Annotated in this window: 20 protein-coding genes; 10 read left to right on the top strand and 10 right to left on the bottom strand. The window is 60.8% G+C overall.

Annotated features, from left to right (window positions below):
- Positions 1–29: 29 nt before the first annotated feature.
- Together B7O88_RS04850 and B7O88_RS04845 are read right to left on the bottom strand one after the other, a co-directional pair.
- A complete protein-coding gene (locus B7O88_RS04850) occupies positions 30–947 on the bottom strand; it encodes a 5'-nucleotidase (protein ID WP_088274088.1) in 918 nt (305 codons plus the stop codon).
- A 9-nt stretch (positions 948–956) separates the two neighbouring features.
- On the bottom strand, positions 957–1,913 hold the full coding sequence (locus B7O88_RS04845; protein ID WP_088274087.1) for a putative 2-dehydropantoate 2-reductase: 957 nt from the start codon (positions 1,911–1,913) through the stop codon (positions 957–959).
- 320 nt (positions 1,914–2,233) lie between these two features.
- Between B7O88_RS04845 and B7O88_RS04840 the strand changes: the two genes are divergently transcribed.
- Positions 2,234–3,319 (top strand): 3-deoxy-7-phosphoheptulonate synthase, encoded by a 1,086-nt coding sequence (locus B7O88_RS04840; RefSeq protein ID WP_088274086.1) that lies wholly within the window; start codon positions 2,234–2,236, stop codon positions 3,317–3,319.
- 62 nt (positions 3,320–3,381) lie between these two features.
- Here B7O88_RS04840 and B7O88_RS04835 read toward each other — a convergent pair whose 3' ends face one another.
- Positions 3,382–3,657: a GNAT family N-acetyltransferase gene (locus B7O88_RS04835; protein WP_088274085.1), complete on the bottom strand. Its 276-nt coding sequence runs from the start codon at positions 3,655–3,657 to the stop codon at positions 3,382–3,384.
- Positions 3,658–3,751: 94 nt separating this feature from the next.
- Positions 3,752–5,152: a GntP family permease gene (locus B7O88_RS04830; RefSeq protein WP_088274084.1), complete on the bottom strand. Its 1,401-nt coding sequence runs from the start codon at positions 5,150–5,152 to the stop codon at positions 3,752–3,754.
- Between the two features lie 265 nt (positions 5,153–5,417).
- Here B7O88_RS04830 and B7O88_RS04825 point away from each other — a divergent pair, with 265 nt between their 5' ends.
- The gene (locus B7O88_RS04825; protein WP_088274083.1) at positions 5,418–5,672 is read left to right on the top strand and encodes an Lpp/OprI family alanine-zipper lipoprotein; all 255 of its coding nucleotides are present in this window, start codon (positions 5,418–5,420) and stop codon (positions 5,670–5,672) included.
- Between the two features lie 21 nt (positions 5,673–5,693).
- Here the strand turns inward: B7O88_RS04825 and B7O88_RS04820 are convergent, their stop codons facing one another.
- Genes B7O88_RS04820 through B7O88_RS04810 form a run of 3 tightly spaced genes read right to left on the bottom strand, consistent with a single transcriptional unit; the run spans position 5,694 to position 7,625 of the window.
- Positions 5,694–6,626 carry a L,D-transpeptidase family protein gene (locus tag B7O88_RS04820; protein ID WP_228246765.1) on the bottom strand — a complete coding sequence of 311 codons (933 nt, stop codon included), beginning with the start codon at positions 6,624–6,626 and terminating at the stop codon, positions 5,694–5,696.
- Between the two features lie 13 nt (positions 6,627–6,639).
- The gene (locus B7O88_RS18060) at positions 6,640–6,972 is read right to left on the bottom strand and encodes a hypothetical protein (protein ID WP_200818407.1); all 333 of its coding nucleotides are present in this window, start codon (positions 6,970–6,972) and stop codon (positions 6,640–6,642) included.
- Positions 6,973–6,986: 14 nt separating this feature from the next.
- Entirely contained in the window at positions 6,987–7,625 is a 639-nt protein-coding gene (locus B7O88_RS04810; RefSeq protein WP_088274081.1) for an arylesterase, read from the bottom strand.
- Between the two features lie 14 nt (positions 7,626–7,639).
- On the opposite strand from B7O88_RS04810, the gene B7O88_RS04805 reads away from it, so the two are divergent.
- The 5 genes from B7O88_RS04805 (at position 7,640) to B7O88_RS04785 (ending at position 15,946) form a co-directional block, all read left to right on the top strand.
- Complete coding sequence (locus B7O88_RS04805; RefSeq protein ID WP_088274080.1) at positions 7,640–8,320, top strand: ABC transporter ATP-binding protein; 681 nt, start codon at positions 7,640–7,642, stop codon at positions 8,318–8,320.
- Positions 8,317–10,842 carry an ABC transporter permease gene (locus tag B7O88_RS04800; RefSeq protein WP_088274079.1) on the top strand — a complete coding sequence of 842 codons (2,526 nt, stop codon included), beginning with the start codon at positions 8,317–8,319 and terminating at the stop codon, positions 10,840–10,842. The genes B7O88_RS04805 and B7O88_RS04800 overlap by 4 nt, the downstream gene beginning before the upstream one ends.
- Positions 10,843–11,020: 178 nt before the next feature.
- A complete protein-coding gene (locus B7O88_RS04795; protein WP_088274078.1) occupies positions 11,021–12,094 on the top strand; it encodes an HlyD family secretion protein in 1,074 nt (357 codons plus the stop codon).
- A gap of 2 nt (positions 12,095–12,096) precedes the next feature.
- Positions 12,097–14,826, top strand: a complete 2,730-nt coding sequence (gene rbbA, locus B7O88_RS04790; RefSeq protein ID WP_088274077.1) for a ribosome-associated ATPase/putative transporter RbbA — start codon at positions 12,097–12,099, stop codon at positions 14,824–14,826.
- A 1-nt stretch (position 14,827) separates the two neighbouring features.
- Positions 14,828–15,946 carry an ABC transporter permease gene (locus B7O88_RS04785; RefSeq protein ID WP_088274076.1) on the top strand — a complete coding sequence of 373 codons (1,119 nt, stop codon included), beginning with the start codon at positions 14,828–14,830 and terminating at the stop codon, positions 15,944–15,946.
- Between the two features lie 12 nt (positions 15,947–15,958).
- Here B7O88_RS04785 and greB read toward each other — a convergent pair whose 3' ends face one another.
- The 3 genes from greB to B7O88_RS04770 all read right to left on the bottom strand — a co-directional run bounded on the left by greB (position 15,959) and on the right by B7O88_RS04770 (position 19,382).
- Complete coding sequence (greB, locus tag B7O88_RS04780; RefSeq protein WP_088274075.1) at positions 15,959–16,441, bottom strand: transcription elongation factor GreB; 483 nt, start codon at positions 16,439–16,441, stop codon at positions 15,959–15,961.
- Positions 16,442–16,528: 87 nt separating this feature from the next.
- Positions 16,529–18,415, bottom strand: a complete 1,887-nt coding sequence (locus tag B7O88_RS04775) for a cation:proton antiporter (RefSeq protein WP_412779058.1) — start codon at positions 18,413–18,415, stop codon at positions 16,529–16,531.
- 1 nt (position 18,416) lies between these two features.
- Positions 18,417–19,382 (bottom strand): glutathione S-transferase family protein, encoded by a 966-nt coding sequence (locus B7O88_RS04770; protein ID WP_088274074.1) that lies wholly within the window; start codon positions 19,380–19,382, stop codon positions 18,417–18,419.
- 143 nt (positions 19,383–19,525) lie between these two features.
- On the opposite strand from B7O88_RS04770, the gene B7O88_RS04765 reads away from it, so the two are divergent.
- From B7O88_RS04765 to B7O88_RS04755, 3 genes are read left to right on the top strand one after another with little or no spacing between them, the layout of a single operon-like run.
- On the top strand, positions 19,526–21,232 hold the full coding sequence (locus tag B7O88_RS04765; RefSeq protein ID WP_088274073.1) for a DEAD/DEAH box helicase: 1,707 nt from the start codon (positions 19,526–19,528) through the stop codon (positions 21,230–21,232).
- Positions 21,233–21,246: 14 nt separating this feature from the next.
- Positions 21,247–22,047 carry a TatD family hydrolase gene (locus B7O88_RS04760; RefSeq protein ID WP_088274072.1) on the top strand — a complete coding sequence of 267 codons (801 nt, stop codon included), beginning with the start codon at positions 21,247–21,249 and terminating at the stop codon, positions 22,045–22,047.
- A 45-nt stretch (positions 22,048–22,092) separates the two neighbouring features.
- The gene (locus B7O88_RS04755; protein WP_088274071.1) at positions 22,093–23,226 is read left to right on the top strand and encodes a PDC sensor domain-containing protein; all 1,134 of its coding nucleotides are present in this window, start codon (positions 22,093–22,095) and stop codon (positions 23,224–23,226) included.
- Positions 23,227–23,327 lie beyond the last annotated feature (101 nt).

The following is a 23,327-nucleotide window of genomic DNA, read 5'->3' as shown; positions in this document are numbered from 1 at the left end:
CCGACCGACGGCCGATTGAGTGGCTCAGGTCACACTGAATGCGGGGATTTGAGATTGCTGATGCCGTGCGGCACATGCCCGGTGGGGACCACATCAACGGCGCGTCGACAATGTCCCTCCTGGTCATCAAAGAACAGGTCGGCGCCGAACGCCTGAAGAAAGCTGGACTTGTCCAAGCCGCCGAGGAACAAGGATTCGTCCAGCCGAATGTTCCATTCGCGCAGGGTACGAATCACCCGCTCATGCGCCGGCGCACTGCGCGCGGTGAACAATGCCGTCCGGATCGGGCACTGTTCGCCGGCAAACTCGGTCTGGATCCGGTTGAGCGCGGCAAGAAACGGCTTGAACGGTCCACCGCCAAGCGGCTCGCGCGCCGCCGCCTGCTCGCTGGCCTGAAAGGCAGCCAATCCCTCTTTCTGAAACACCTGCTCGGATTCATCGGAGAACAGCACTGCATCCCCATCAAAGGCTATGCGCAGCTCATCACGTTGCTCACGGGCCCGCTTGGCGGGAAAGATGGTGGCGGCAGCAAATCCCGCCTCCAGCGTCGCGCGCACATCCTCGGCGTGGGTCGACAGAAACAGCTGGCAGCCGAAGGCGGGAATATAGGTGAAGGGACTGCGCCCGCCGGCGAAGGCCGCGCGGGTGATGCCAAGCCCGTAATGCTGAATCGAATTGAACACCCGCAGTCCGGTATCGGCACTGTTACGCGATATCAGTACGACCTCGACCCGGCTGTCGCCCTCAAGCAAGTTGTTGATACGCAACAACTTCTGCACCAGCGGAAAGGCCTCCCCCGGTTCCAGCGGAATGTCTTCCCGGGCAATCTGATACTGCCGATAGGCCTCCAGCCCTTCCTGCTCAAAAACCTGGTGACTTTCGTCCAGATCGAACAGCGCTCTGGAGGAGATGGCGATGACCAATTTGTCTCCGAGCAGGGTGGGCATGGGGCGTCCTTATTGGTTACTGAGATAGCGAGCCTGGAGGAATTTCAGCTGATCCAACATTGCCTCTATTTTCGGCAGGCTGCAACCGACTTCCCTACCAAGACGCAGTAACTCACCGTACAACGCGTCCAGCTCCATGGGGCGCTTGTGCAGCCAGTCGTGGTACATGCTCGGATAGTAATCGGGCATGATCTCGGTGCCCTTGAACATGTAGCCGATCACGCCGTCGGGAATGTCGATGCCACGGGCCCGAGCCGCCGCAATGACCTCTTCCATCATCTCGGTGATCAACTTGCGACTGGCGGGGTTGCCCACCAGCTCCTGGGTGCCGGCATTGAGTACCACAGAGATACCGTTGAACGGCGCATTCCAGACCAGCTTCTGCCAGCGCGCCTCGTCAACACCGGGCAACAGCCGCGTCGGAATATTGCCGGATTCGAGCAGCGCTGCGCCTTCCTTCAACAGTGCCTGCTGCTCTTCCTTGGATACAGCGGGGCCGGAGTGGTAACCCAGGTCGATCATGCCATTGGACTGGTGCTTGACCAGACCTGGGCCTTCACGGAACAGGCAGACGTAGCACAGACCGCCGATCAGGTGCATGCTGTCCGGCAGCAACGGTCGCAGATGATCTTCGTTGTTCAGGCCGTTTTGCAGCAGAACCACCTTGGCATCCGGCTTGCCGGCGGCTGCAATGATGTCACCCAGGTTGTCTGCTGTGGACTTGGCACCCACCAGCAGCCAATCGCACTTCGGCATATCCGCTGCATCCTGGTAGGCCTGTACCGGGTGAATATGCAATTCGGGATTGACCAGGCTGTTGATGGTGATGCCCTTCTCCTTGACCGCCTGGTATTCGCTGCGCAGCAGAAAGTGCACGTCGTTTCCGCCATTGACCAGCATGGCGCCATAGAAACCGCCGATTGCACCGGTGCCAATAATCCCGATCTTCAGATCACTCTGACTCATACAACCCTCATCTGGATGATGTATTTATTGGTATGCAGGCATGTTAATCCGCTCGCGCCAGGCGAGACAGTCAATAACACGACAAACCTGCGGCCAAATGCCCCATCATTCACATCGCGGTTGAGCACGGGCAAGCGGCCAGGCTTTGACCCGCCGATTTCCGCCGGCCACTCAGCGTGCAGCACGAAAGGCCAATTTATATTGTTTTTCAGGGCAATAGAGCCTGGGCGGGGTAGCCTAAGCCGGCAAGCTTGATTAAGCTGTGTAGCACTCAAAAAGCGCCGCATTGCCGTGGCGAGCACCACATTCCGGGATGACTGATGGCCGATTTACCTATTGATGACCTGAACATAACCTCCAATGAGATTCTGATTACGCCTGAACAGCTCAAGGCCCAGATTCCGCTTAGCGAAGCCGCACAGGCGACCGTGGTGCAAAGCCGCCAGGTCATTCGCGACATCCTCGACGGCAAGGACCATCGCCTGTTTATTGTCATCGGCCCCTGCTCCATCCACGACGTCAACGCTGCCAAGGACTACGCCGCACGCCTCAAGGAGCTGGCGGCGGAAGTAGGCGACACCCTGTATCTGGTCATGCGCGTCTACTTCGAAAAGCCGCGCACAACCGTGGGCTGGAAGGGATTGATCAACGACCCCTACCTGGATGACTCCTTCAAGATTCAGGACGGTCTGAAGATTGGTCGCCAGTTGCTGCGCGACCTGACCGAAATGGGGCTGCCAACGGCAACCGAAGCGCTTGATCCGATTTCGCCGCAATACCTGCAGGATCTCATCTCCTGGTCTGCCATCGGGGCCCGCACCACCGAATCACAGACCCACCGGGAAATGTCCTCCGGCCTGTCCTCGGCCGTAGGTTTCAAGAACGGTACCGACGGCGGACTGGCAGTGGCGATCAACGCGCTGCAATCGGTGTCCAGCCCGCACCGCTTCCTCGGCATCAATCAGCAGGGCCAGGTCTCGATCGTGACTACCAAGGGCAACCCCTATGGTCACGTCGTCTTGCGCGGCGGTAACGGTAAGCCGAACTACGACTCGGTCAGCGTAGCGCTGTGCGAGAAGGATCTGGAAAAGGCCGGTATCAGCAAGAACATCATGGTCGACTGCAGCCACGCCAACTCCAACAAGGATCCGGGCTTGCAGCCGCTGGTGATGGATAACGTGGCCAACCAGATCCTGGAAGGCAATGACTCCATCATCGGCCTGATGGTTGAGAGCAACATTGGCTGGGGTAACCAGTCTATTCCGAAGGACCTGTCCCAACTGCAATACGGCGTGTCCGTGACCGATGCCTGCATTGACTGGGCCACCACTGTGCAAAGCGTGCGTTCCATGCGCGACAAGCTGAAGGATGTACTGCCGCGCCGCGCGCGCCTGAAGCAGGACTGAGGTCCTCAGCCATAAAAAAACCGGCCATTGGCCGGTTTTTTTATGGCGATATGACTGAACACCTAACTGACCGCTGCTGCATTGCGGTCCATATAGCGTTCAACGTATGAGCAGGACGGGATCACCGTATAACCATGCTCCTGCGCGTATGTCAGCGCATGGGCAGTCAGGCGTGCAGCCAACCCCTTGCCACGAAGACTGTCCGGAACGAAGGTCCGATAGATATCCAGCGTGTTCTTGCCCAAGTCCATATAGGCCAGATATGCCCGCATACCGTCCAATGTAATATAGAACTGCTTGCCGTCCTGATCGTGCTGGATGGTCGCATTCATATTCATTGTCTGTCTCCCAGGCAGAAAGCGTCGAGCGAAGAGTTATCCACTATAGACCGGGATCGGGCGGAATGTTTCCCCGCCCGTCTCAAAAAGTGAACTACCCCGCCGAAACCATCCCCATTCCCAGCGACATCAGCAGGGCAATGGATGCCAGACAGGCAATGACCGGCACTGCCACCGTCACCACAAAGATGTCGCGATAGGCTTCCTTGTGGGTAATACCCATGATCATGAAAGTCGCAATCACCGCGCCACAGTGCGGCAGCGAATCCAGCCCGCCAGCGGCGATGGCAGCGATACGGTGCAGGATCTCGGGGTCAACACCCATCTCGATGTAATGCGGCCCAAGCGACTGCATAAAGATCTGCAGGCCACCGGACGACGAGCCGACAATCGCCGAGACCACGCTGACGGAAGCAAATACCGACAACAGCGGCGGCAGATCGACATTCAGGATCCAGTTAGCGAACTGGGCGAAGCCAGCAGTCTGGGTCACAACTCCGCCAAAGCCGATCACGGCCGCGGTATTGAGCAACGGCATGATGGAATCATCAGCTCCCTGACCAAATGCCTGTGCGGCCTTGCGACGCAAGCCCGGAAACAGCAGTACGCAGGTCAGCGAACCAAGAATGAGCGAGATACTGGGCCAAATGATCGGCTGCGCTGCACTGAACAATAGAACGCGAGCGATGATACTGTCGCTTTCGGACCAGTCAGCCAGACCCAGAATAGCGCGTGGCAGCATGATAGAACCCAGTACCACTACCATGGGGATCAACGCCATCCACCATACCGGAGCATCATTCGGATCACCGATAAGCTGCTCCATGCGACGGTCCTGGGCATTTTCGACAAACCCTTCGCCGCGGGCCTGGGCGCGTTTCCACTGGTTTTCCACATACCACATGCCAAGACCAGCCATAATCAGCGCAGCAAAGATGCCGATCCAGCCTCCGGCAAACAGGTCGGTACCCAGCGCACTGGCAGAAATCACGTTGTGAATGGACGGCGTTCCCGGCAGCGCGGTCATGGTGAAGGTGCCCGCGCCAACCGAGGTCGCAGCCGCCCAAAGCCGCTTGGGCAGGTTGGCTTCACGCATCAGCGTGATACCCAGCGGATACATGGTGAACACCACCACAAACACCACAACACCGCCGTAGGTCAGCAAGGCGCAGACGATCATGCCAACCAGCAGCGTATGACGCACACCCAGCGCGCGAGTGATCGATAACGCAATACTCTTGGCCGCCTGACTGGTCGCCATCACCTTGCCGAAAATAGCACCACAGAGGAACAGCAAAAAGAACTTCCCGGCAAAGGTAAACGCACCCAGCGGGCCAAACGGGAAGAACTCCAGAAAGGTTTGCGAGATCAGCATATTGTTGGTCAGCGCGACCACCAATGCGCAGACCAGAGACGCAATAAAGATATTGATCCCTCGCAAGGCCAGATAAATAAGTAACGTCACGCCGGCGAGAAGACCGAGATTTCCGAGCATTGTTTTTATCCTTGTAGTTGACTGCGCTGGCTACATTACCCCAGCGCAGATTCACTACAAAGCCTTTAGCACCGGAATCAGAGCGCTTTATTGTTGTGTATTGGTAACAGAATTATCGGTTGCCCACTTCCAACCCACGATGCAACTGCTACTATTACTGGCGCTATCAGGAACGTACAGCCGAAGACCGACGGAACTTCGAGCCGCTTGTTCGGTCTTGGGCTGTGCGTTCTTGAAGCAAGACTTTTTACACAAGGGGAAAGTTATGAAAACTGCACTGAAAGTATCCGCCGTAGCTCTGGCCGCTCTGCTGGCCGCCGGCTGCAGCAACAGCATGGAAAAGGAACTGAGCGCTCGCGTTGCCGCTAACGAAAACGCTACTGCCAGTGCCCAAGCCCGTGCTGACGAAGCTTACCGCAAGGCCGAAGAAGCTCTGGCTGCCGCTCAGCGCGCACAACAGACTGCTGACGAAGCCAACGAGCGCGCCCTGCGCATGCTCGAGAAAGCCAGCCAGAAATAAGGCCAGCTTTGCCGATCCGGATCACATGGTCCGGATCGGTTGTCCAATTACGCCCGGAATACCGCTCTCGGCGTAAACCAGATCGCGAATCGCCGTCCAGTCCAGCCGAAACCCCCGCACCTTCTCCTGCTGCTCTTCCAGCAATGCCTGAATCGCCGCCTGCTTGTCCAGTGTTGAAGGCATGCCATGTTCATCCAGGGCGGTATGTACCTCCAGGTACAGCAAGCCATCCTTGACGCCCAGCTTATAAGGCTGGTTGACAATGGTTACCGGCGTGCCGACCGGCACCTGCGGAAACAGCTCGGTGATATCCTCGTTACGCATCCGGAAACAGCCATGACTGACCCGCGTTCCGATACCGAACTTCTTGTTGGTGCCATGGATCACATAACCACTGAGCGCCAGATTCATCTTGAACGGGCCCATCGGGTTATTCGGCCCCGGCGGCACCACTGACGGCAGCGGGTCACCATTGGCAGCGTGCTCCTCCAGGATGGATTTGGGTGGATACCAGGAAGGGTTGGCTTCCTTGCGCAGAATGCGCGTTTCACCAATCGGCGAGGACCAGCCTTCGCGGCCGATACCAACCGGGTAGCTGGAAACCAGTTCACCGCCCTTGTGGAAGTAATACATGCGAAATTCGGGGAGATTGATGACCACACCTTCGCGCGGCCCGACCGGAAGGATGTGCTGGCCCGGGAGGATGATTTCGACTCCCTCGCCGGGCAACCAGGGGTCGATACCCGGGTTCGCCGCGGTCATCTCCAGATATCCGAAACCCCGCGCACTGCCAAGGTCGGCAAAGGTATCCTCATAGAGCGCCTGATAGCGGGTGACCTCGCCAATCAGATCCTGATCCGCCGACAACAACGGGTAGTCGTTTGCCTGGGCCGCACCAAGACCCAGCCCGGTAAACAGCAGCGCCGCGGTGATTCTGCCCAGTCGAGAACACACGCTCAACATTCCTTCAGCTCCCACTTAGCATCATATTCAAGTCAAACTGCTGCACTTGACCGCTATCACCATTATTGCGCGCAGCGACAGGACGACGCCCTGCCACCCTCGCCTGCTCGGCCAGATCAACACAGGTCGGACACAGGTTACGCAGATCCGCACGCGTCAACTCACGGTAGATCGGCGACGACGGCAACAGGTCTCCACACAGGGTGCGCTCGCGCGGTACGTCGAGCCGCAGATTGATATCAACCAGGTGAACATGCCAGGGATCTTCCACAAACAGATCCCGCTGCTCATCCTGCTCCACCAGACACCAGCGTCTGGCCATCCAGGACACACTCAATTCAGGGCTCCACCTTAATCGTTTATCGCAGCAGGCTGCTGCGTCAGAACCCATTCACGTATTACCGGCCAGGCATTATCGAGAATACCCGGCTGCCCCTGCGCGTTCGGATGAATGCCGTCGGCCTGCATCAGTTCACCGCGATCAGCCACGCCTTCGAGCAGGAACGGCACCAGCGGCACCTGCTGTCGATCGGCAATCTGCCGGTACACCTGCTCAAAGGCTTGCGTATAGCGAACACCATAATTGGGTGGGATCCGCATACCCAGCAGTATGACGTCAGCGCCGGCCGCACGCGACTGTTCAACCATGGCAGTAAGATTCTGTTGCATATTATCCGGCGGCAGGCCGCGAAGGCCATCATTACCACCCAGCTCGAGGATGACCAGGTCCGGCGCATGCTGCCCCAACAGCGCTGGCAAGCGGGCCAGACCACCGGCGGTGGTATCTCCGCTTACAGAGGCATTGTGGACCGGCAAAGGGTAATTTTCCGTCTCCAGCCGCCGCTCCAGCAGGGCAACCCAGCCCTCACCAATTTCCAGACCGAAAGCGGCGCTGATACTATCACCGACAATCAGGATCCCCTGAGCTGCCGCAGGAAAGGAGAGCAGATACAGCAGTACCGCTCCCAACCAGTTTCTCAAGCCATTCATCAGGTCCGTACACCATGTCCGATGCCGTTGTAATCGCTCGCCACCTTAGCAAAGTCGTGACCAGCTCGGAAGCGCCGCTGCAGATCCTCGACGACGTCTCACTCAGTATCGAACGCAGCAGCAGCCTGGCCATTGTCGGCGCTTCGGGATCGGGCAAGTCAACCCTGCTCAGCCTGCTGGCCGGTCTGGACCTGCCAAGCAGTGGTCAGGTCATACTCGCCGGCGAAGACCTCACGGCACTCAACGAAGACCAGCGTGCGACACTGCGCGGCCGTGAGGTAGGCTTCGTCTTTCAATCCTTTCAGCTGCTGGACAGCCTCACCGCGCTGGAAAATGTCATGCTGCCACTGGAACTGGCCGGGCGATCCGACGCACGGGAGCGCGCCAGCGAGCTGCTGCAGCGGGTCGGACTCGAAGCCCGGCGCCAGCACTACCCCCAGCAACTCTCTGGGGGCGAACAGCAACGGGTAGCCATCGCCCGCGCCTTTGCCAGCGAACCCAGCATCCTGTTTGCCGACGAGCCAACCGGCAACCTGGACGCAGCCACCGGCGAGCGCATCAGCGACCTGCTGTTTGCACTCAATCGCGAGCGCGGCACCACTCTGGTGCTGGTAACGCATGACGCGCAGCTGGCCGACCGTTGCCAGCACGCAGTACGCATGCAGGCGGGCCGCCTGCTTGGAGACGATGCATGAACCGACCGCCGCTGGCCCGACTGGCCTGGCGCCTGTTGCGCAGGGAATGGCGGGCGGGCGAACTGACCGTGCTGCTGGGTGCCCTGCTTATCGCGGTGACCATCAGCACCGCCATCAGTCTGTTTACCCAACGGCTTGAGCGCAGCATGACCGATCGCGCCGCAGAGTTTCTGGGCGCCGATCTGGTTGTCTCCTCGCGTAGCCCCTTGCCAGACAGTTACGCAGAGCAGGCGGCAGTCAATGACCTGATGCTCAGTCATCAGCTCGAGTTTTCCAGCGTCATGGCCAGCGACTCGGCAATGCAGCTATCCAGTGTCAAGGCGGTTGACGCGGCGTATCCCTTGCGCGGCGAGTTACGTATCAGCCGTTCCGCTTTTGCCGAGGAAACAGCAACCCGCTGCGTACCGGCCGCCGGTGAAATCTGGGTGGAACCACGCTTGCTGAACCAGCTGGGAGTTCAGGTCGGCGACAGCCTGGAGGTTGGCTATGCGACGCTGCGAATTAGCGCTGTACTGACCCATGAACCTGACCGCGCAAGCGACTTCTACAGTCTCACCCCGCGGGTGCTGATGAACCTCGATGACCTTGACGCAACCGGTGTGGTCCAGCCCGGCAGCCGGGTAACCTATCGTTTGCTGTTGAGCGGCGAACGCCAGGCACTGGAGCGTTACCGTAACTGGATAGAGCCGCTGCTGGCGGTAAACCAGCGACTCAGCGGCGTGGAAGATGGAAACCGCCAGGTTGGCAATGCGCTAACGCGGGCCAACCAGTTCCTCGGTCTTGCCAGCATTGCGGCCATTATTTTGGCTGGCGTTGCCGTGGCACTGTCATCCGGGCGTTTTGCGCTTCGTCATTTCGACAGCAGCGCCCTGCTGCGCTGTATGGGACTGCAACGCCGGCAGGTGCTCACCCTGTTCACCCTTCAGTTGCTCTATATCGGGATCATTGCCACCGTCGCCGGCCTTGCCCTGGGGCTGCTCGTGCAGTGGGGGCTGATGCAGCTGCTCGCCGATCTGCTGCCGCCACGGTTGCCGGAGCCGGGCGTCTTGCCGCTGCTGGTTGGCGCGGCTACCGGCTTCAGCGCACTGCTCGGATTCGCCCTGCCGCCGCTGCTGCGACTTGGCAACGTCGCACCTTTGCGGGTGCTGCGCCGCGACCTCGAACCGATGCCTGTCAGCAGCTGGCTGATCTATGGGCTCGCCCTCGCCGTCCTCAGCCTGCTGATGTGGCAGTTCACCGGCGATCTGACCATCACCCTGGCCATGCTGTTCGGCGGAGCACTCGCTGCATTGCTGCTCGGGCTGCTCGCCTGGCTGCTGCTGCGCGCGGTCGCCGGCAAGCTGCGCGAGGCCAGCCTGGCCTGGCGGTTAGGCAGCGGTGAACTGCTCAAGCGCCCAACGGCCGCCGCCACGCAGATGCTGTCATTCGGTCTGATTTTCATGTGCATGCTGGTTGTCCTGATCCTGCGGACCGAGCTGCTCAGCACCTGGCAGAATCAATTACCGGATGACGCTCCCAACCACTTCGTGCTGAACGTGCTGCCAGCTGAACAACAGGCGTTCAGCCAGGCACTGGAGAATATCGGTGCACGCAGCGCCCCGCTCTACCCGGTCACGCCAGGACGTCTGGTCAGCATCAACGGCGAGCCTGTGCGCACCGAGGTAAGCAAGGAAGATGGCAATCGCGATCGCGGAACCCGGGCCATCAACCGTGACCTCAGCCTGACCTGGGCAGCCGAGCTGCCCGCAGACAATCAACTGCGCGAAGGCCAGTGGTGGCCAGCAGTCGCAGCCCCTGCTCCATCCGCCATGGCCCGTGTGTCCATCGAGGCCGAGCTGGCCGACAGCCTGGGTGTCACCCTTGGTGACAGGCTGGGATTCGTCATTGAAGGCAGGACTCTGGACGCCGAGGTCAGCAGCGTCCGCAGCGTCGAATGGGACAACTTCACGCCCAACTTTTACATGATCTTCGCCCCGGGGGACCTTGACGGCTTCCCCGCGACCCTGCTGACCAGTTTCTATTTGCCGGCCGAGCAACGCGTTGCCCTGCGGGAGCTGAACCGTCAGTTCCCGGCAATGACGCTGCTGGAAGTCGGCCCCTTGCTGGCCCAGATTCGCGACATTCTCAGGCAAGTCACGCTGGCAGTAGAATATGTCCTGCTGTTTGTTCTGCTCGCCGGGATGACAGTGCTGTTTGCCGCCCTGCAGGCTACCCTTGACGAACGGCTGTATCAGGGCGCATTGCTGCGCACACTGGGGGCCGGGCGAGCGCTGCTGCGCCGCGCAAGCTGGATGGAGTTTTTGCTGCTGGGGCTGATGTCCGGCCTGATGGCAGTGGTGGCCGCTGAGCTGGCCACCTGGGCGCTGTATCGATTTGCGCTGAATCTGGATTGGGCACCGCATTTGCTGTTTTGGCTGCTGACACCCTCGGCAGCGGCCTTGCTGATCGGTTGCGCGGGCGTCTGGGGGACCAGGGCGGTGCTCCAGCAAAGCCCCATGCGCTTGATCAACCGCGGCGCCTGAGCAGACCCGAATGCAGCCGTCGATCAACACCGGATAATCCGGTGCGGCAGCTGCTCGGGTTTCTTGACGCATGGCCGCCGCACTTGATCGACGTCAACCTCACCTCGCAGCAAAGCGTCTAGAATGGATTTCAGCGGCCTGGCAACAGCAGCCAGCCGCCCCAGCACAAGGAACCGTCATGCCAAAACCTCCTCGCCATCTCCTTCGGGCCCTGATCGCCGCGGCCGTGCTCGCCGGCATTGCTCTGGTTACCTGGCTGGAGCTGCAGCCTGACGGCTACGGTGATGGTTTTGCCAGCGGTAACGGGCGGATTGAGGCGACCGAGATCAACATCGCGACCAAGCTCGGTGGACGTATTGCCCGGATCCTGGTCGACGAAGGTGATTTCGTCGAACCCGGACAGCTGCTGGGCGAAATGGATACCAGCGTACTGCAGGCGCAACTGCTGCAGGCCGAGGCACAGGCTCGGCAGGCCGAGAACGCTATCCAGACAGCCCGCGCACAGGTTGGCCTGCGCGAAAGCGAGCGCTCTGCCGCAGAGGCGTTGTTGCTGCAGCGCCAGGCTGAACACAATGCAGCGCGCAAGCGCCATGAGCGCATCAGTGTACTGGTCCAGCGCAACGCCGCCTCGCGCCAGCAATTGGACGATGCCCTGGCGGCCATGCAAAGCGCCGAGGCAGCCGTTGCATCGGCGCGGGCCCAGATCCATGCAACCGAGGCCGGCATTGCCGCGGCGCGCTCGCAGGTGATCGAAGCCGAATCAGCGCTGGATGCTACACGCGCAGCGGTAGAGCGCATCGCTGCAGATATCAACGACAGCAAGCTGACCGCCGATCGCAAGGCAAGGGTGCAGTTTCGTACCGTTCAGCCCGGTGAGGTACTTGGCGCAGGTGGCCGGGTTTTGAATCTGGTGGATCTGACCGATGTCTACATGACCTTCTTTCTGCCCGAACGGCTGGCGGGTCGCGTCGCGATGGGCTCCGATGCGCGGATCATTATCGATGCTGCGCCACAGTATGTGATTCCGGCCACGGTCAGCTACGTTTCCAGCGTGGCCCAGTTCACCCCCAAATCGGTGGAAACGGAGCAGGAGCGGGAAAAAATGATGTTCCGCATTCGCGCACGTATCGACCCGGCGCTGCTGGAGCAGCATATCGAACAGGTCAAGACCGGCCTGCCCGGCGTCGCCTGGCTGAAACTGGATGCCAGTGCCGAGTGGCCCGACGCACTCAGCGTTAACATCGGCAACTGAACATGAGCCAGCCGCAGCCGGTCGCCCAACTGCGCGATATCAGCCTGCATTACAAGCACGTCGCTGCCCTGGACAAGGTCACCCTTGACCTGCCGGCGGGCTGTATGGTCGGCCTGATTGGCCCGGATGGCGTTGGCAAATCCAGCCTGCTGGCACTGGTCGCCGGCGCGCGTCGCCTGCAACAGGGCGAGCTGCAGGTCCTGTGTGGGGACATGCGCAGCGCCAGCCACCGCAGCCACGTGTGCCCGCGTATCGCCTTCATGCCCCAGGGGCTGGGCAAGAACCTGTATCCGACCCTTAGCGTCGCCGAGAACCTCGAATTCTTTGGCCGGCTGTTCAATCAGGGTGAAGCCGAGCGCAGGCAGCGCATCCAGCAGTTACTGGCCAGCACCGGCATGAGCCGCTTTGCCGATCGCCCGGCCGGCAAGCTCTCCGGCGGCATGAAGCAAAAACTGGGGCTGTGCTGCGCGCTGATCCATGACCCTGACCTGCTGGTGCTGGATGAGCCCACTACCGGTGTCGACCCCCTGTCGCGCAGCCAGTTCTGGGAGCTTATTCGACGCATCCGTGCCGGCAGGCCGCAGATGAGTGTGCTGATCGCCAGTGCCTATATGGATGAGGCCCAGGGCTTTGACTGGCTGGTTGCAATGGATGCCGGCAAGGTACTGGCAACCGGCACGCCACAGCAGATTCTCGCCGATACCAACAGCAGGAGCCTCGAACAGGCCTTCGTTGCGCTGCTGCCAGAGGAAAAACGCCGTCAGCACAGGCAGTTGCAGATACCGCCGCGCACGATGCATGCCGGTATTGCCATCGAGGCACACGACCTGACCTGTCGCTTCGGCGATTTCGTCGCGGTCGACAAGGTGAATTTCCGCATCGAGCGCGGGGAAATCTTCGGTTTTCTCGGTTCCAACGGCTGTGGCAAGTCGACCACAATGAAAATGCTCACCGGCCTGCTGCCCTTCAGCGAGGGCGAAGCCTGGTTGCTGGGCAAGCCGGTTGACCCGACCGACATGGCCATCCGCATGCGGGTTGGCTACATGTCCCAGTCATTCTCGTTGTACAGCGAACTGACGGTGCGCCAGAACCTGGCGCTGCATACCAAGCTGTTTCAGCTCCCCGCCGAGCAAAGCGCCGAGCGGATTGATGAACTGCTTACGCAGTTCAATCTCCAGGCAGTTGCTGACAGCTTGCCGCTGTCCCTGCCACTGGGGGTGCGCCAACGCCTTTCGCTCGCGGTGGCGGTGATTCATAAACCGGAGGTGCTGATTCTCGACGAGCCCACCTCCGGGGTGGACCCGATCGCCCGGGATCTGTTCTGGAGCTTGCTGGTCAGGCTGTCACGGGAGGACGGCGTTACCATCTTCATCTCGACTCACTTCATGAACGAGGCCGAGCGTTGCGACCGGATGTCGTTAATGCACGCCGGCAAGGTACTGGTCAGCGGCGCACCCGATGATCTGCGGCAGCAGCGGGGCAAGGCAACGCTGGAGGACGCGTTCATCGACTGGTTGCGCGAGGCCAGTGGCCAGCAAGAGCAGGTGCCTGACGCCGCGGCACTGTCATCCAGAGTCGCTCAGCCTGACACTGAAAAGCGCCCTCCCCGTTTCAGTTTGCGCCGAATGCTCAGCTATACCCGTCGGGAGGCGATGGAACTCAAGCGCGATCCGTTGCGTGCACTGCTCGCACTGGCCGGCTCGGTTCTGCTGATGGTAATCATGGGGTACGGCATCAATATGGATGTGGACGACCTGACCTTTGCCGTGCTGGACCGGGACCAGACCACCTACAGCCAGGCCTACGCTCTGGAGCTGGCAGGTTCCGGCTATTTTATTGAGCGCCCGCCACTGCACAGTCATGCCGAGCTGGAGCAGCGCATGCGAGCCGGCGACATCAGCCTGGCACTGGAAATCCCGCCCGGCTTCGGTCGCGACCTGCTGCGCGGCGATTTCCCGCAGGTTGCCTACTGGGTCGATGGTGCCATGCCGGTGCGGGCCGACACCCTGCGTGGCTATGCCCAGGGCATTCATTTGAACTACCTGCGTTCACTGGCAAGCCGTCAACCCACACCCATCGCGGTCAGCCTGGTGAACGTGGAAACGCGCTATCGCTACAACCCCGATGTGAAGAGCCTGCCCGCGATGGTGCCGGCGGTAATTCCGATTCTGCTGATGATGATTCCGGCCATGCTCACCGCGTTGGCAGTGGTGCGCGAAAAGGAGCTGGGCTCCATCACCAATTTCTATGTAACCCCGGTAACCCGGCTCGAGTTCCTGCTCGGCAAGCAGCTGCCCTACGTGGTACTCGGCTTCATCAATTTCATCGCATTGCTGCTGCTCGCGGTGCTGGCTTTCGATGTCCCGATCAAGGGCAGCCTGCCGAGCCTGCTGCTCGGCGGCCTGCTGTATATCGTTTGTGCCACCGGCCTCGGGTTGCTGGTCTCCTCGCTGCTGAAAAGCCAGATCGCTGCCATCTTCGGTACCGCCATCGCAACGCTGATTCCGGCGGTCCAGTTCTCCGGCATGATGCATCCGGTGTCTGCAATGGAGGGGCTCGGCGCGATGATCGGGCAGCTGTATCCCACCACCCACTTCCTGATCATTTCCCGCGGCGTGTTTTCCAAGGCATTGGGGTTCAGCGACCTCTATTTCTACTTCATCCCCCTGCTACTGGCGATACCGGTACTGACGCTGGCCAGCGTCGCGGGACTGAAAAAGCAGGAACAGTGACATGCACCGAGCGTTGAGTAACGTACTGCAGCTGGGAGTAAAGGAGCTGCGCAGCCTCGCCCGGGACCCGGCGATGGTCATACTGATCATCTACGCATTCAGCATGGCCATCTACTCCTCCGCCACGGCGATGCCGGAAACGCCAAACCGGGCAACCATAGCGGTGGTAGACGAGGATCGCTCGCAGGTTTCCAGCCGGCTGATCGACGCTTTCCAGCTGCCCTACTTCATGCCCCCGACCCTGATCAACCACCGCCAGATGGATCGGGGCATGGACAGCGGACTCTACACCTTCACCCTGAACATTCCTCCGGACTTTCAGCGTGACCTGCTGGCCGGACAGCAACCGACGATCCAGCTCAATGTCGATGCCACCCAGATCAGCCAGGCGTTCAGTGGCGCCGGCCACATTCAGCAGATCATCCAGAATGAAACCACCGCCTTCGTGCAGGGCTATAGCGGCGCGGCAGCCCTGCCTCTGGAAGCGGTGGTACGCATGGCCTACAACCCGAACCTGGAGGCCAGCTGGTTCGGTTCGATAAGCGAAGTCATCAACCAGATTACGATGCTGTCGATCATCCTCACGGGGGCGGCGCTGATTCGTGAGCGCGAACACGGCACCATCGAACATCTGTTGGTCATGCCGGTGACGCCGCTGGAAATCATGCTGGCAAAGGTATGGGCCATGGGCCTGGTGGTACTGATCGCCTGCGCACTGTCGCTGCGTCTGGTGGTACAGGACTGGCTGGGCGTACCCATTCAGGGCGCAGTCAGCCTGTTTCTGGCCGGCACCGCGCTGCACCTTTTTGCAACCACATCGATGGGGATTTTCCTTGGTACCGTGGCGCGCTCCATGCCGCAGCTCGGGCTGCTGATCATTCTGGTGCTGATCCCGCTGGAAATCCTCTCCGGAGCGGTAACGCCGCGCGAGAGCATGCCGGTCGTGGTGCAGACCATCATGTCGCTGGCTCCGACCACGCACTTTGTTCAACTGGCACAGGGCGTTCTGCTCAGAGGCGCCGGCATCGGCATTATCTGGCCGCAACTGCTGGCCCTGGCTGCCATCGGGCTGGTGTTCTTCTATGCGGCGTTACGCCGGCTGCGCACTACCCTGCAGTAACCCGGCTGCACGCTAGCGGCACTCAGGCTGGTAGCAAATATCCGTGATCTCCCAGCTTTTTTCGGATTCCGGCGTGCGCACAACCACTTCATCGCCAACCACCTTGCCAAGACACGCCCTGACGATCGGCGCGTTGACCGACACATAGTCCTTGCGGCCATAGATTTCGTCAGGGCCAACAATTCTGAAACGCAGGGTGTTGTCATCCTCATCAACCAGTTCAATCCAGGCACCGAAGAAGGCACGCCCCTCCTGCACCGGGCTGTATTCAACCACCCGAAGCTTGTCGAGACGATTGCGCAGAAACCGTACCCGCCGGTCGATTTCGCGCAGCCGTTTCTTGTTGTACTGATAATCGGCGTTCTCGGAACGGTCTCCCAGACTGGCAGCCCACTGCACCAGTCGGGTGACCTCCGGACGTTCCCTGCGCCACAGAGTATCCAGCTCCTCTTTAAGCGCAGCATGACCTTCCGGCGTAATTACGTTGGTATCCATGATGTCCTGTATCGGGGTTTGGCGGCGACTATGCACGCGTGTTACCGGTTATTTTCGGTGCAGGCGCGGGCTTCTGTCGATGCCTGCCTACTCGCTTGCCTGCGCCTCCCCGCTATCACCCTTTTCTGTCTTTTCTCCCTTTTCTGCGTTGCGACGAGCCGCAGACTCGGGCTCGGTCTCCAGGTAAATCAGCGTCCAGTCCGCTGCCGGCTCGAACGGCTGAGCCGGCGAGAACACCCGTACCCTGCGCTCAGGCGTCAGGGCCAGCAAAGCGATACGCCCCTTACCCGCCTCCTGCTGCCACTGACTGAAACCGAAGTCCTCGGTGAGCGTCGTTGCCTTGAAGCGCGCGCCCTGACTGACCAGACTGGAGAGCTTGCTGAAGGTCAGCCCCTCGGGGCCGAGCGGCGCGCCCTCGTGCCTTGACGATATCTGCAGGCGCTCACTGGCACCGCTGCGCTCATTGCGTACGGTGTAGATACGGTGGGCTGCAAAGTCGCGACGAAAATGCTGATTCAGCAGCGCGTTGCGTTCGCGCTCCGGCGTCATGGTCAGCAGGGTACCCAGTCCGGTCAGATCAAGGATGCTGTCGACCTGTGCCGACAGGGGATTACCGCGCAGGGTGCGCAGTCCCTTCATCCGTGCCTGGCTGATCGACTCCCAATGGGTGTCGACCACCAGCAGCGGCACTTCCAGCTTCTGCAATACCTCACCCAGTGCCCGAGCTACCGCATTGGCACCGATCATGAGTACCCCGCGACGCTCAGGCTCGGTAACCCCGAGCAGGCGCGCAACGGTGCGCGCGGTCGCGCTCTGAAACACTACCGTGCCGATAATCACGGCAAAGGTCAGCGCACTGACCAGCGCCGCGTCCTCATAACCGGCCTGCTCCAGACGCAGGGCAAACAGTGCCGAGACCGCCGCGGCGACAATCCCGCGCGGGCCGATCCAGGCAATCAACGCCCGCTCTCGCCAATTAAGCTCGCTGCCCAGACTGCTTATCCAGACCGCCAGCGGCCTTGCAACGAACTGGATCACCAGCAGCAGGGCCAGCGCCGGCAGGCCCAGGGCAAGCAGTGCATCCAGATCCAGTCGCGCCGCCAGCAGGATAAACAGCCCGGAAATCAGCAGCACCGACAGGTGCTCCTTGAACACCAGGATCTCTTCAATATCCACACCGCGAGCATTGGCCAGCCAGATGCCCATCACCGTCACAGCCAGCAAACCGGATTCATGGGCCAGCTCGTTGGCCAGCGTGAAGGTCACCAGCACCAGAGTCAGCGAGGCCAGCACCTCAAGGTATTCGGGAATCCAGCGCCGACGCATGGCGGTCGCCATCAGCGCACCACCAGCCACCCCGGCGACCGTACCGTAGCACACTACCTTGAAGAAGATCAGCGAACCGGCCAGCAAGCCGCTGTCACCCGCGCTCTGGGCAGCAATCCATTCGTAGACCAGTACCGCCAGCAGCGCACCGATCGGATCAATCAGGATGCCTTCCCAACGCAACACACGCGAGATTCGCTGGGTTGCACGCAGGGTACGCAGCATCGGCACAATCACCGTTGGCCCGGTTACCACCACAAGCGCACCGAACAACGCAGACAGACCGGGATCCAGACCAATCAGCCAGTGGCAGGCAACACTGATCACCCCCCAGGTCACCAGCGCACCCAGAGTAACCAGCCTGCGCACCACGGTACCGGTTTCCTTGAGCTGTTCGAACTTCAGGGTCAGGCTGCCTTCAAACAGGATCAGGGCGACACACAGCGACACCAGCGGAAACAGCAGCTCACCAAGGAAGTCATCGGGCGACAACAGCCCTGCGACCGGCCCAAGCAGGATACCCGCCAACAGCAGAAACAGAATCGCCGGCAGGCGCAGGCGCCAGGCACCAAGCTGGCAAACCAGGCTTACCAGCGCCACCCCGGAGAAAATCAGTGCCGGGGTAATCAGATGTTGCATCTCGCTCACGTTAACGTCCCTGCTGCGATGTATCGGCGGTCAACCCGTCACGTTGGTGGGGCGCAAGCAGATCCGGCCCCATGCCCAGCGCGACAATCCGGTTGGGATTGATGGTCGGGTGACTGTAGTAGTAATGCTGCTTGATATGACTGAAATCCACCGTGTCCGCAATCCCCGGATACTGATACAGCTCACGCAGATACCCCAGCAGATTCGGGTAGTCCTCAATCCGTCGCAGATTGCACTTGAAGTGCCCGTGATAGACCGGATCAAAGCGCACCAGCGTGGTGAACAGTCGCCAGTCGGCCAGGGTCAGTCGGCTGCCGGCCAGATAACGGCGCTCGCCAAGCAGCGCCTCCAGCCAGTCAAGCGCGGAAAACAGCTCACGACAGGCCTGTTCATAGACTTCCTGGTCAGTCGCAAACCCGGCCTTGTAGACCCCGTTGTTGATCTCACTGTAGACCCGCTCGTTGATCCGCTCGATCTCGTCCTGAAGCGCTGCCGGATAATAGTCGTCACGGTTACCGGTCAGCGCATCAAACGCGCTGTTGAAGATACGGATAATCTCGGCGGACTCGTTGTTGACGATTGTCTCCTCACGCCTATCCCAGAGCACCGGAACGGTCACGCGCCCGGTGTAGTTCACCCGGGCATGGGTATACAGCTGGTGCATGCAGCGATAACCGTAGAGCGGCTCGGGCTCGGCAAACTCCCAGCCCTGCTCCAGCATGTGCGGATGCACGACTGTGACACCGATATGTTCCTCGAGCCCCTTCAGCCGCCGCATGATCAGCGTGCGATGCGCCCACGGACATGCCAGCGAAACATAGAGATGGTAGCGGCCTGAATCCGGCGCAAAGCGCGTATCGGCAGCAACCCACTCGCGAAACCCGGCATCCTCGCGCTTGAAGGCGCCGCCGTTACTGTCGGTGTCATACCACTGATCGACCCACTGGCCTTCAACGAGACGTCCCATTCGGTACTCCTTGATCCTGTCAGTTGGCCTCCAAGCCTGACATCTTGTGCCGCCGCTGAACAGGTCAGACAAATGGCACGGGCAATTTTTCCATAAAGCGCGTATACTACGCGGCTATCTCTTCCCTAAGGTTCACTTCCCGTATGTCCGAAACCGCTCCGGCCCGGCAATTTGCCGATCTCGGCCTGCCCGCTCATCTCCTCGAGGCTCTCAACAGCCTTGGCTACGAAACTCCCTCCCCTATCCAGGCTGAAGCCATCCCGACGCTTCTGGCCGGCAAGGATCTGCTCGGTCTGGCACAGACCGGTACCGGCAAGACTGCAGCCTTCGCGCTGCCCGTACTCGCTGGCATTGATGTCAGCCTGCGCGCCACTCAGGCGCTGATTCTGACCCCGACCCGCGAGCTCGCTCTGCAAGTTGCAGAGGCGTTCCAGCGCTACGCCCAGAACATGCGCGGCTTTACCGTGCTCGCCCTGTATGGCGGCTCGGCTTTCGCCCCCCAGTTCAAGGCACTTGAGCGCGGCGCGCATGTTGTTGTCGCCACGCCGGGCCGACTGACCGATCACCTGCGCCGCGGCAGCCTGAAGTTGCAGGAGCTGCGCTATCTGGCACTCGACGAAGCCGACGAAATGCTCAAGATGGGCTTCGCCGACGATCTGGAAGCGGTCTTTGAAGCGGTTCCAGACACCACCCAGAAGGCACTGTTCTCCGCAACCATGCCGCCGGGTGTGCGCAATGTCGCGCGCAACCACATGAAAGAGCCTGCCGAAATCCGCCTGCACAGCGGCGCCAGCAGCAGTCTCGAGACCATTACCCAGAAAGTCTGGGAAGTCTCCAACCACCACAAACTGGACGCCATGACCCGCCTGCTCGAAGTCGAGCCGGTTGAAGCCATGATTGTCTTCGTGCGCACCAAGACCGCCAGTCTTGAGCTGGCCGAGCGCCTTGAAGCGCGTGGCTTTGCTGCGGCGGCACTGAACGGCGACCTGACCCAGCAGCTGCGCGAGCAAGTGGTTGATCGCCTCAAGCGCGGCCTGCTCGACATCGTCGTGGCTACCGACGTGGCAGCCCGCGGACTGGACGTCGAGCGCATCACCCACGTGCTCAACTACGACCTGCCGCACGACAGCGAAAGCTATGTACACCGTATCGGTCGTACCGGTCGCGCCGGTCGTCAGGGCACGGCGATTCTGTTCGCAACCCCGCGCGAGCGTCGTCTGCTGCACGTACTCGAGCGCGCTACCGGCCAGAAAATCGAGCCGCAGGCCCTGCCGACTGCCGATGCGGTACGCAGTGGTCGCCTGAACAAGCTGGCATCACGTCTGAACGACGCCCGCGAGAACGCCACCGCACTGCATCAGCAGCTGGTCAGCGATCTGCAGGAACTCACTAGCCTGGATGCCACCGAACTGGCCGCCGCGCTGCTGACCCTGCTGCCGAGCGCCAAGGCCCTGCTGGAGCCGGTTGCCGACCTGCCGAGCGCGCCGCCGCGCCGAGAGCGCGAAGAGTTTGACCGCGACGCCGGCCTGACCCGCTACAAGGTTCAAGGCGGTCGCAAGACCGGCCTGATGCCCAAGCCGCTGGTCGACGTGCTGGTCAAGGTAGGAGGCCTGCAGCGTCAGCAGATCGGCCACATCAAGCTGTTCAACGAGCACACTGGTGTGTTCCTGCCGACGCTCGACCAGTCGGTACTGAACCGCCTGGCCGGCGCCGAAATCAACGGCGTGACCTTGCAGATCAAGGCCTGGCCGCTGCCTGAAGGTGAATTGCCGCCACGTGACCGCGCGCCCCGAGGCAAGCCGCCTCGCCGTGAGTTCGCCGGCAAGCCCAAAGGCCCGCGCAAGGCCTGAGGGACGCACTGCAGATGGAATGGGTCGACATCGGCGTCAACCTGACGGACAAAGCCTTCGACAGCGACCGCGACGCGGTACTGGAGCGGGCCCGTCAGGCCGGTGTCAGCCAGCAGTTGCTGACCATGACCTCGCTGGAGCAGGCAGAACACCTGCTTGCTCTGTGCGCGGATCATCCTGAACACCTCTTCACCACCGCCGGCGTGCATCCGCACGAGGCGCGTCACTGGACTGCAGACAGCAGCCGTCAGTTACTTGAACTGAGCCAAAAGCCTGCCGTTCGCGCCATTGGCGAATGCGGCCTCGATTACAACCGCGACTTCTCACCACGCCCCGACCAGTTGCGCGCACTGGAAGAGCAGCTCGCAGTAGCCGTGGAGACCCGGCTGCCAGTCTTTCTCCATGAACGCGAAGCCAGCGACACGCTGATCGACGTTCTGCGTGATTATCGCGACCAGCTCAGCGGCGCCGTGGTGCACTGCTTTACCGCTGACCGCAAGGCGCTGTACGCCTACCTCGACCTTGATCTGCATATCGGCATCACCGGCTGGATTTGCGACGAGCGCCGCGGAACCGACCTGCAGGTGCTGGCCAGGGATATCCCCGACAACCGGCTGCTGCTGGAAACCGATGCTCCCTGGCTACTGCCCCGCACCCTTGATCCCAAGCCGAAGAACCGGCGCAACGAGCCTGCGTTTTTGCCGGAAGTCGCACAGATGGTTGCCAGCTGCCGCCAGCAGCATCTGGACCAACTCAGTCAACACACCTGCGAGAACGCCCGGCGTCTGTTCCGGCTGCCAGCCCCTCGGCAATAGTCTATATTGGCTGCATCACCGCATTGGACGCAGCCAAGGACTCGCATGCCAGATACGAAACGGACCGCTCGCAGCCGACATTCCATTTTCCTTCTGCTGGGCATGCTGCCCATGCTGCTCCTTGGTATTTCCCTGAGTCTGTTTCACTACCAGCAGCTCGACAAACTGATTCGCACCGATGGAGATGCCCTCTTCCAGCGTATCGTCGATCAGGTCAGCGGCGAGCTTGAAAACATCTATCATCCGCCCATGCAGGCGCTGAATATCATGGCCCTGAGCAAGCTGGTGACCACCACCAACCTGTCGGAACGGCTGGACTACCTGCCGATGATGGCACAGGTACTCAGCGACAACGTGCAGCTCAACTCCGTCTACATCGGCTGGCAAGGCGGCGACTATCTGATGTTGCGCCCGCTTGGAAACCGGCTAAGCCTGCAACGCTTCAGCGCGCCGCGACAGGCCCGCTGGATGGCCTGGCACATCGGCAGCTCAGCAGCCACCCGGCAGAACAGCTACCTGTTCCTGAACGAAAACCTGCAGATCATCGAGGCACGCATGGCCCCGGATGAGGGTTATGACCCCCGCGAGCGCCCCTGGTATGCCGCGGCCAGCGCGGCCAATCAGCGCCTTATCACTACGCCCTACCTGTTTTTCTCGACCCGCGAATTCGGCACCACCCTGGCACGAGCAAGCAATGACCTTGCTGTACTGGGGGCCGACCTGACCCTGGACAGGCTCTCAGAAGCCCTGCGCCAGCAACGCATGACACCTTCATCAGAGCTCATTCTGTATACCTCCGATGGCGTTGTCGTAGCCTATCAGGACCCTAACCGCCTGCTGCACACCACCCAGGGCAGCAACTCGCTGGAGCCCCGCAGATTTAATGAACTGGGCAGCACCCTGCTGGCGACCCTGGCTCAGGACGGCTACGAGCAGGAGCGCCAGACAATCAAGGAGCTGGAGGGCCAGCGCTGGGTCATACAGCAGCAGAGAATCAACATCCTCGGAACGCCGGACGTTTACCTTGCCGTGCTAATACCCGAAGCCGAACTGCTGTCCGAGGCGTATCGGTTACGCACACTCGGACTCTGGCTGTCCCTGGCGATCAGTCTGTTGCTGCTGCCACTCAGCTGGCTGCTGTGGCGCAGGCTGCTGGGATTGCAGCAGGCCGACCGTTGATCTAACAAATTACTTTAACCTCTTGGCCCAAATCATTATTTAAGTGATGATGCGAGAAAACGGCAACTGACGAACAGACAGCTCTGTCGTCAGCAACCCAC

Source organism: Halopseudomonas aestusnigri, assembly GCF_002197985.1.
Classification (GTDB): Bacteria; Pseudomonadota; Gammaproteobacteria; order Pseudomonadales; family Pseudomonadaceae; genus Halopseudomonas; species Halopseudomonas aestusnigri.
Note: the sequence above shows the minus strand (reverse complement) of the source record. Positions and strands in the feature narration are given on the sequence as shown.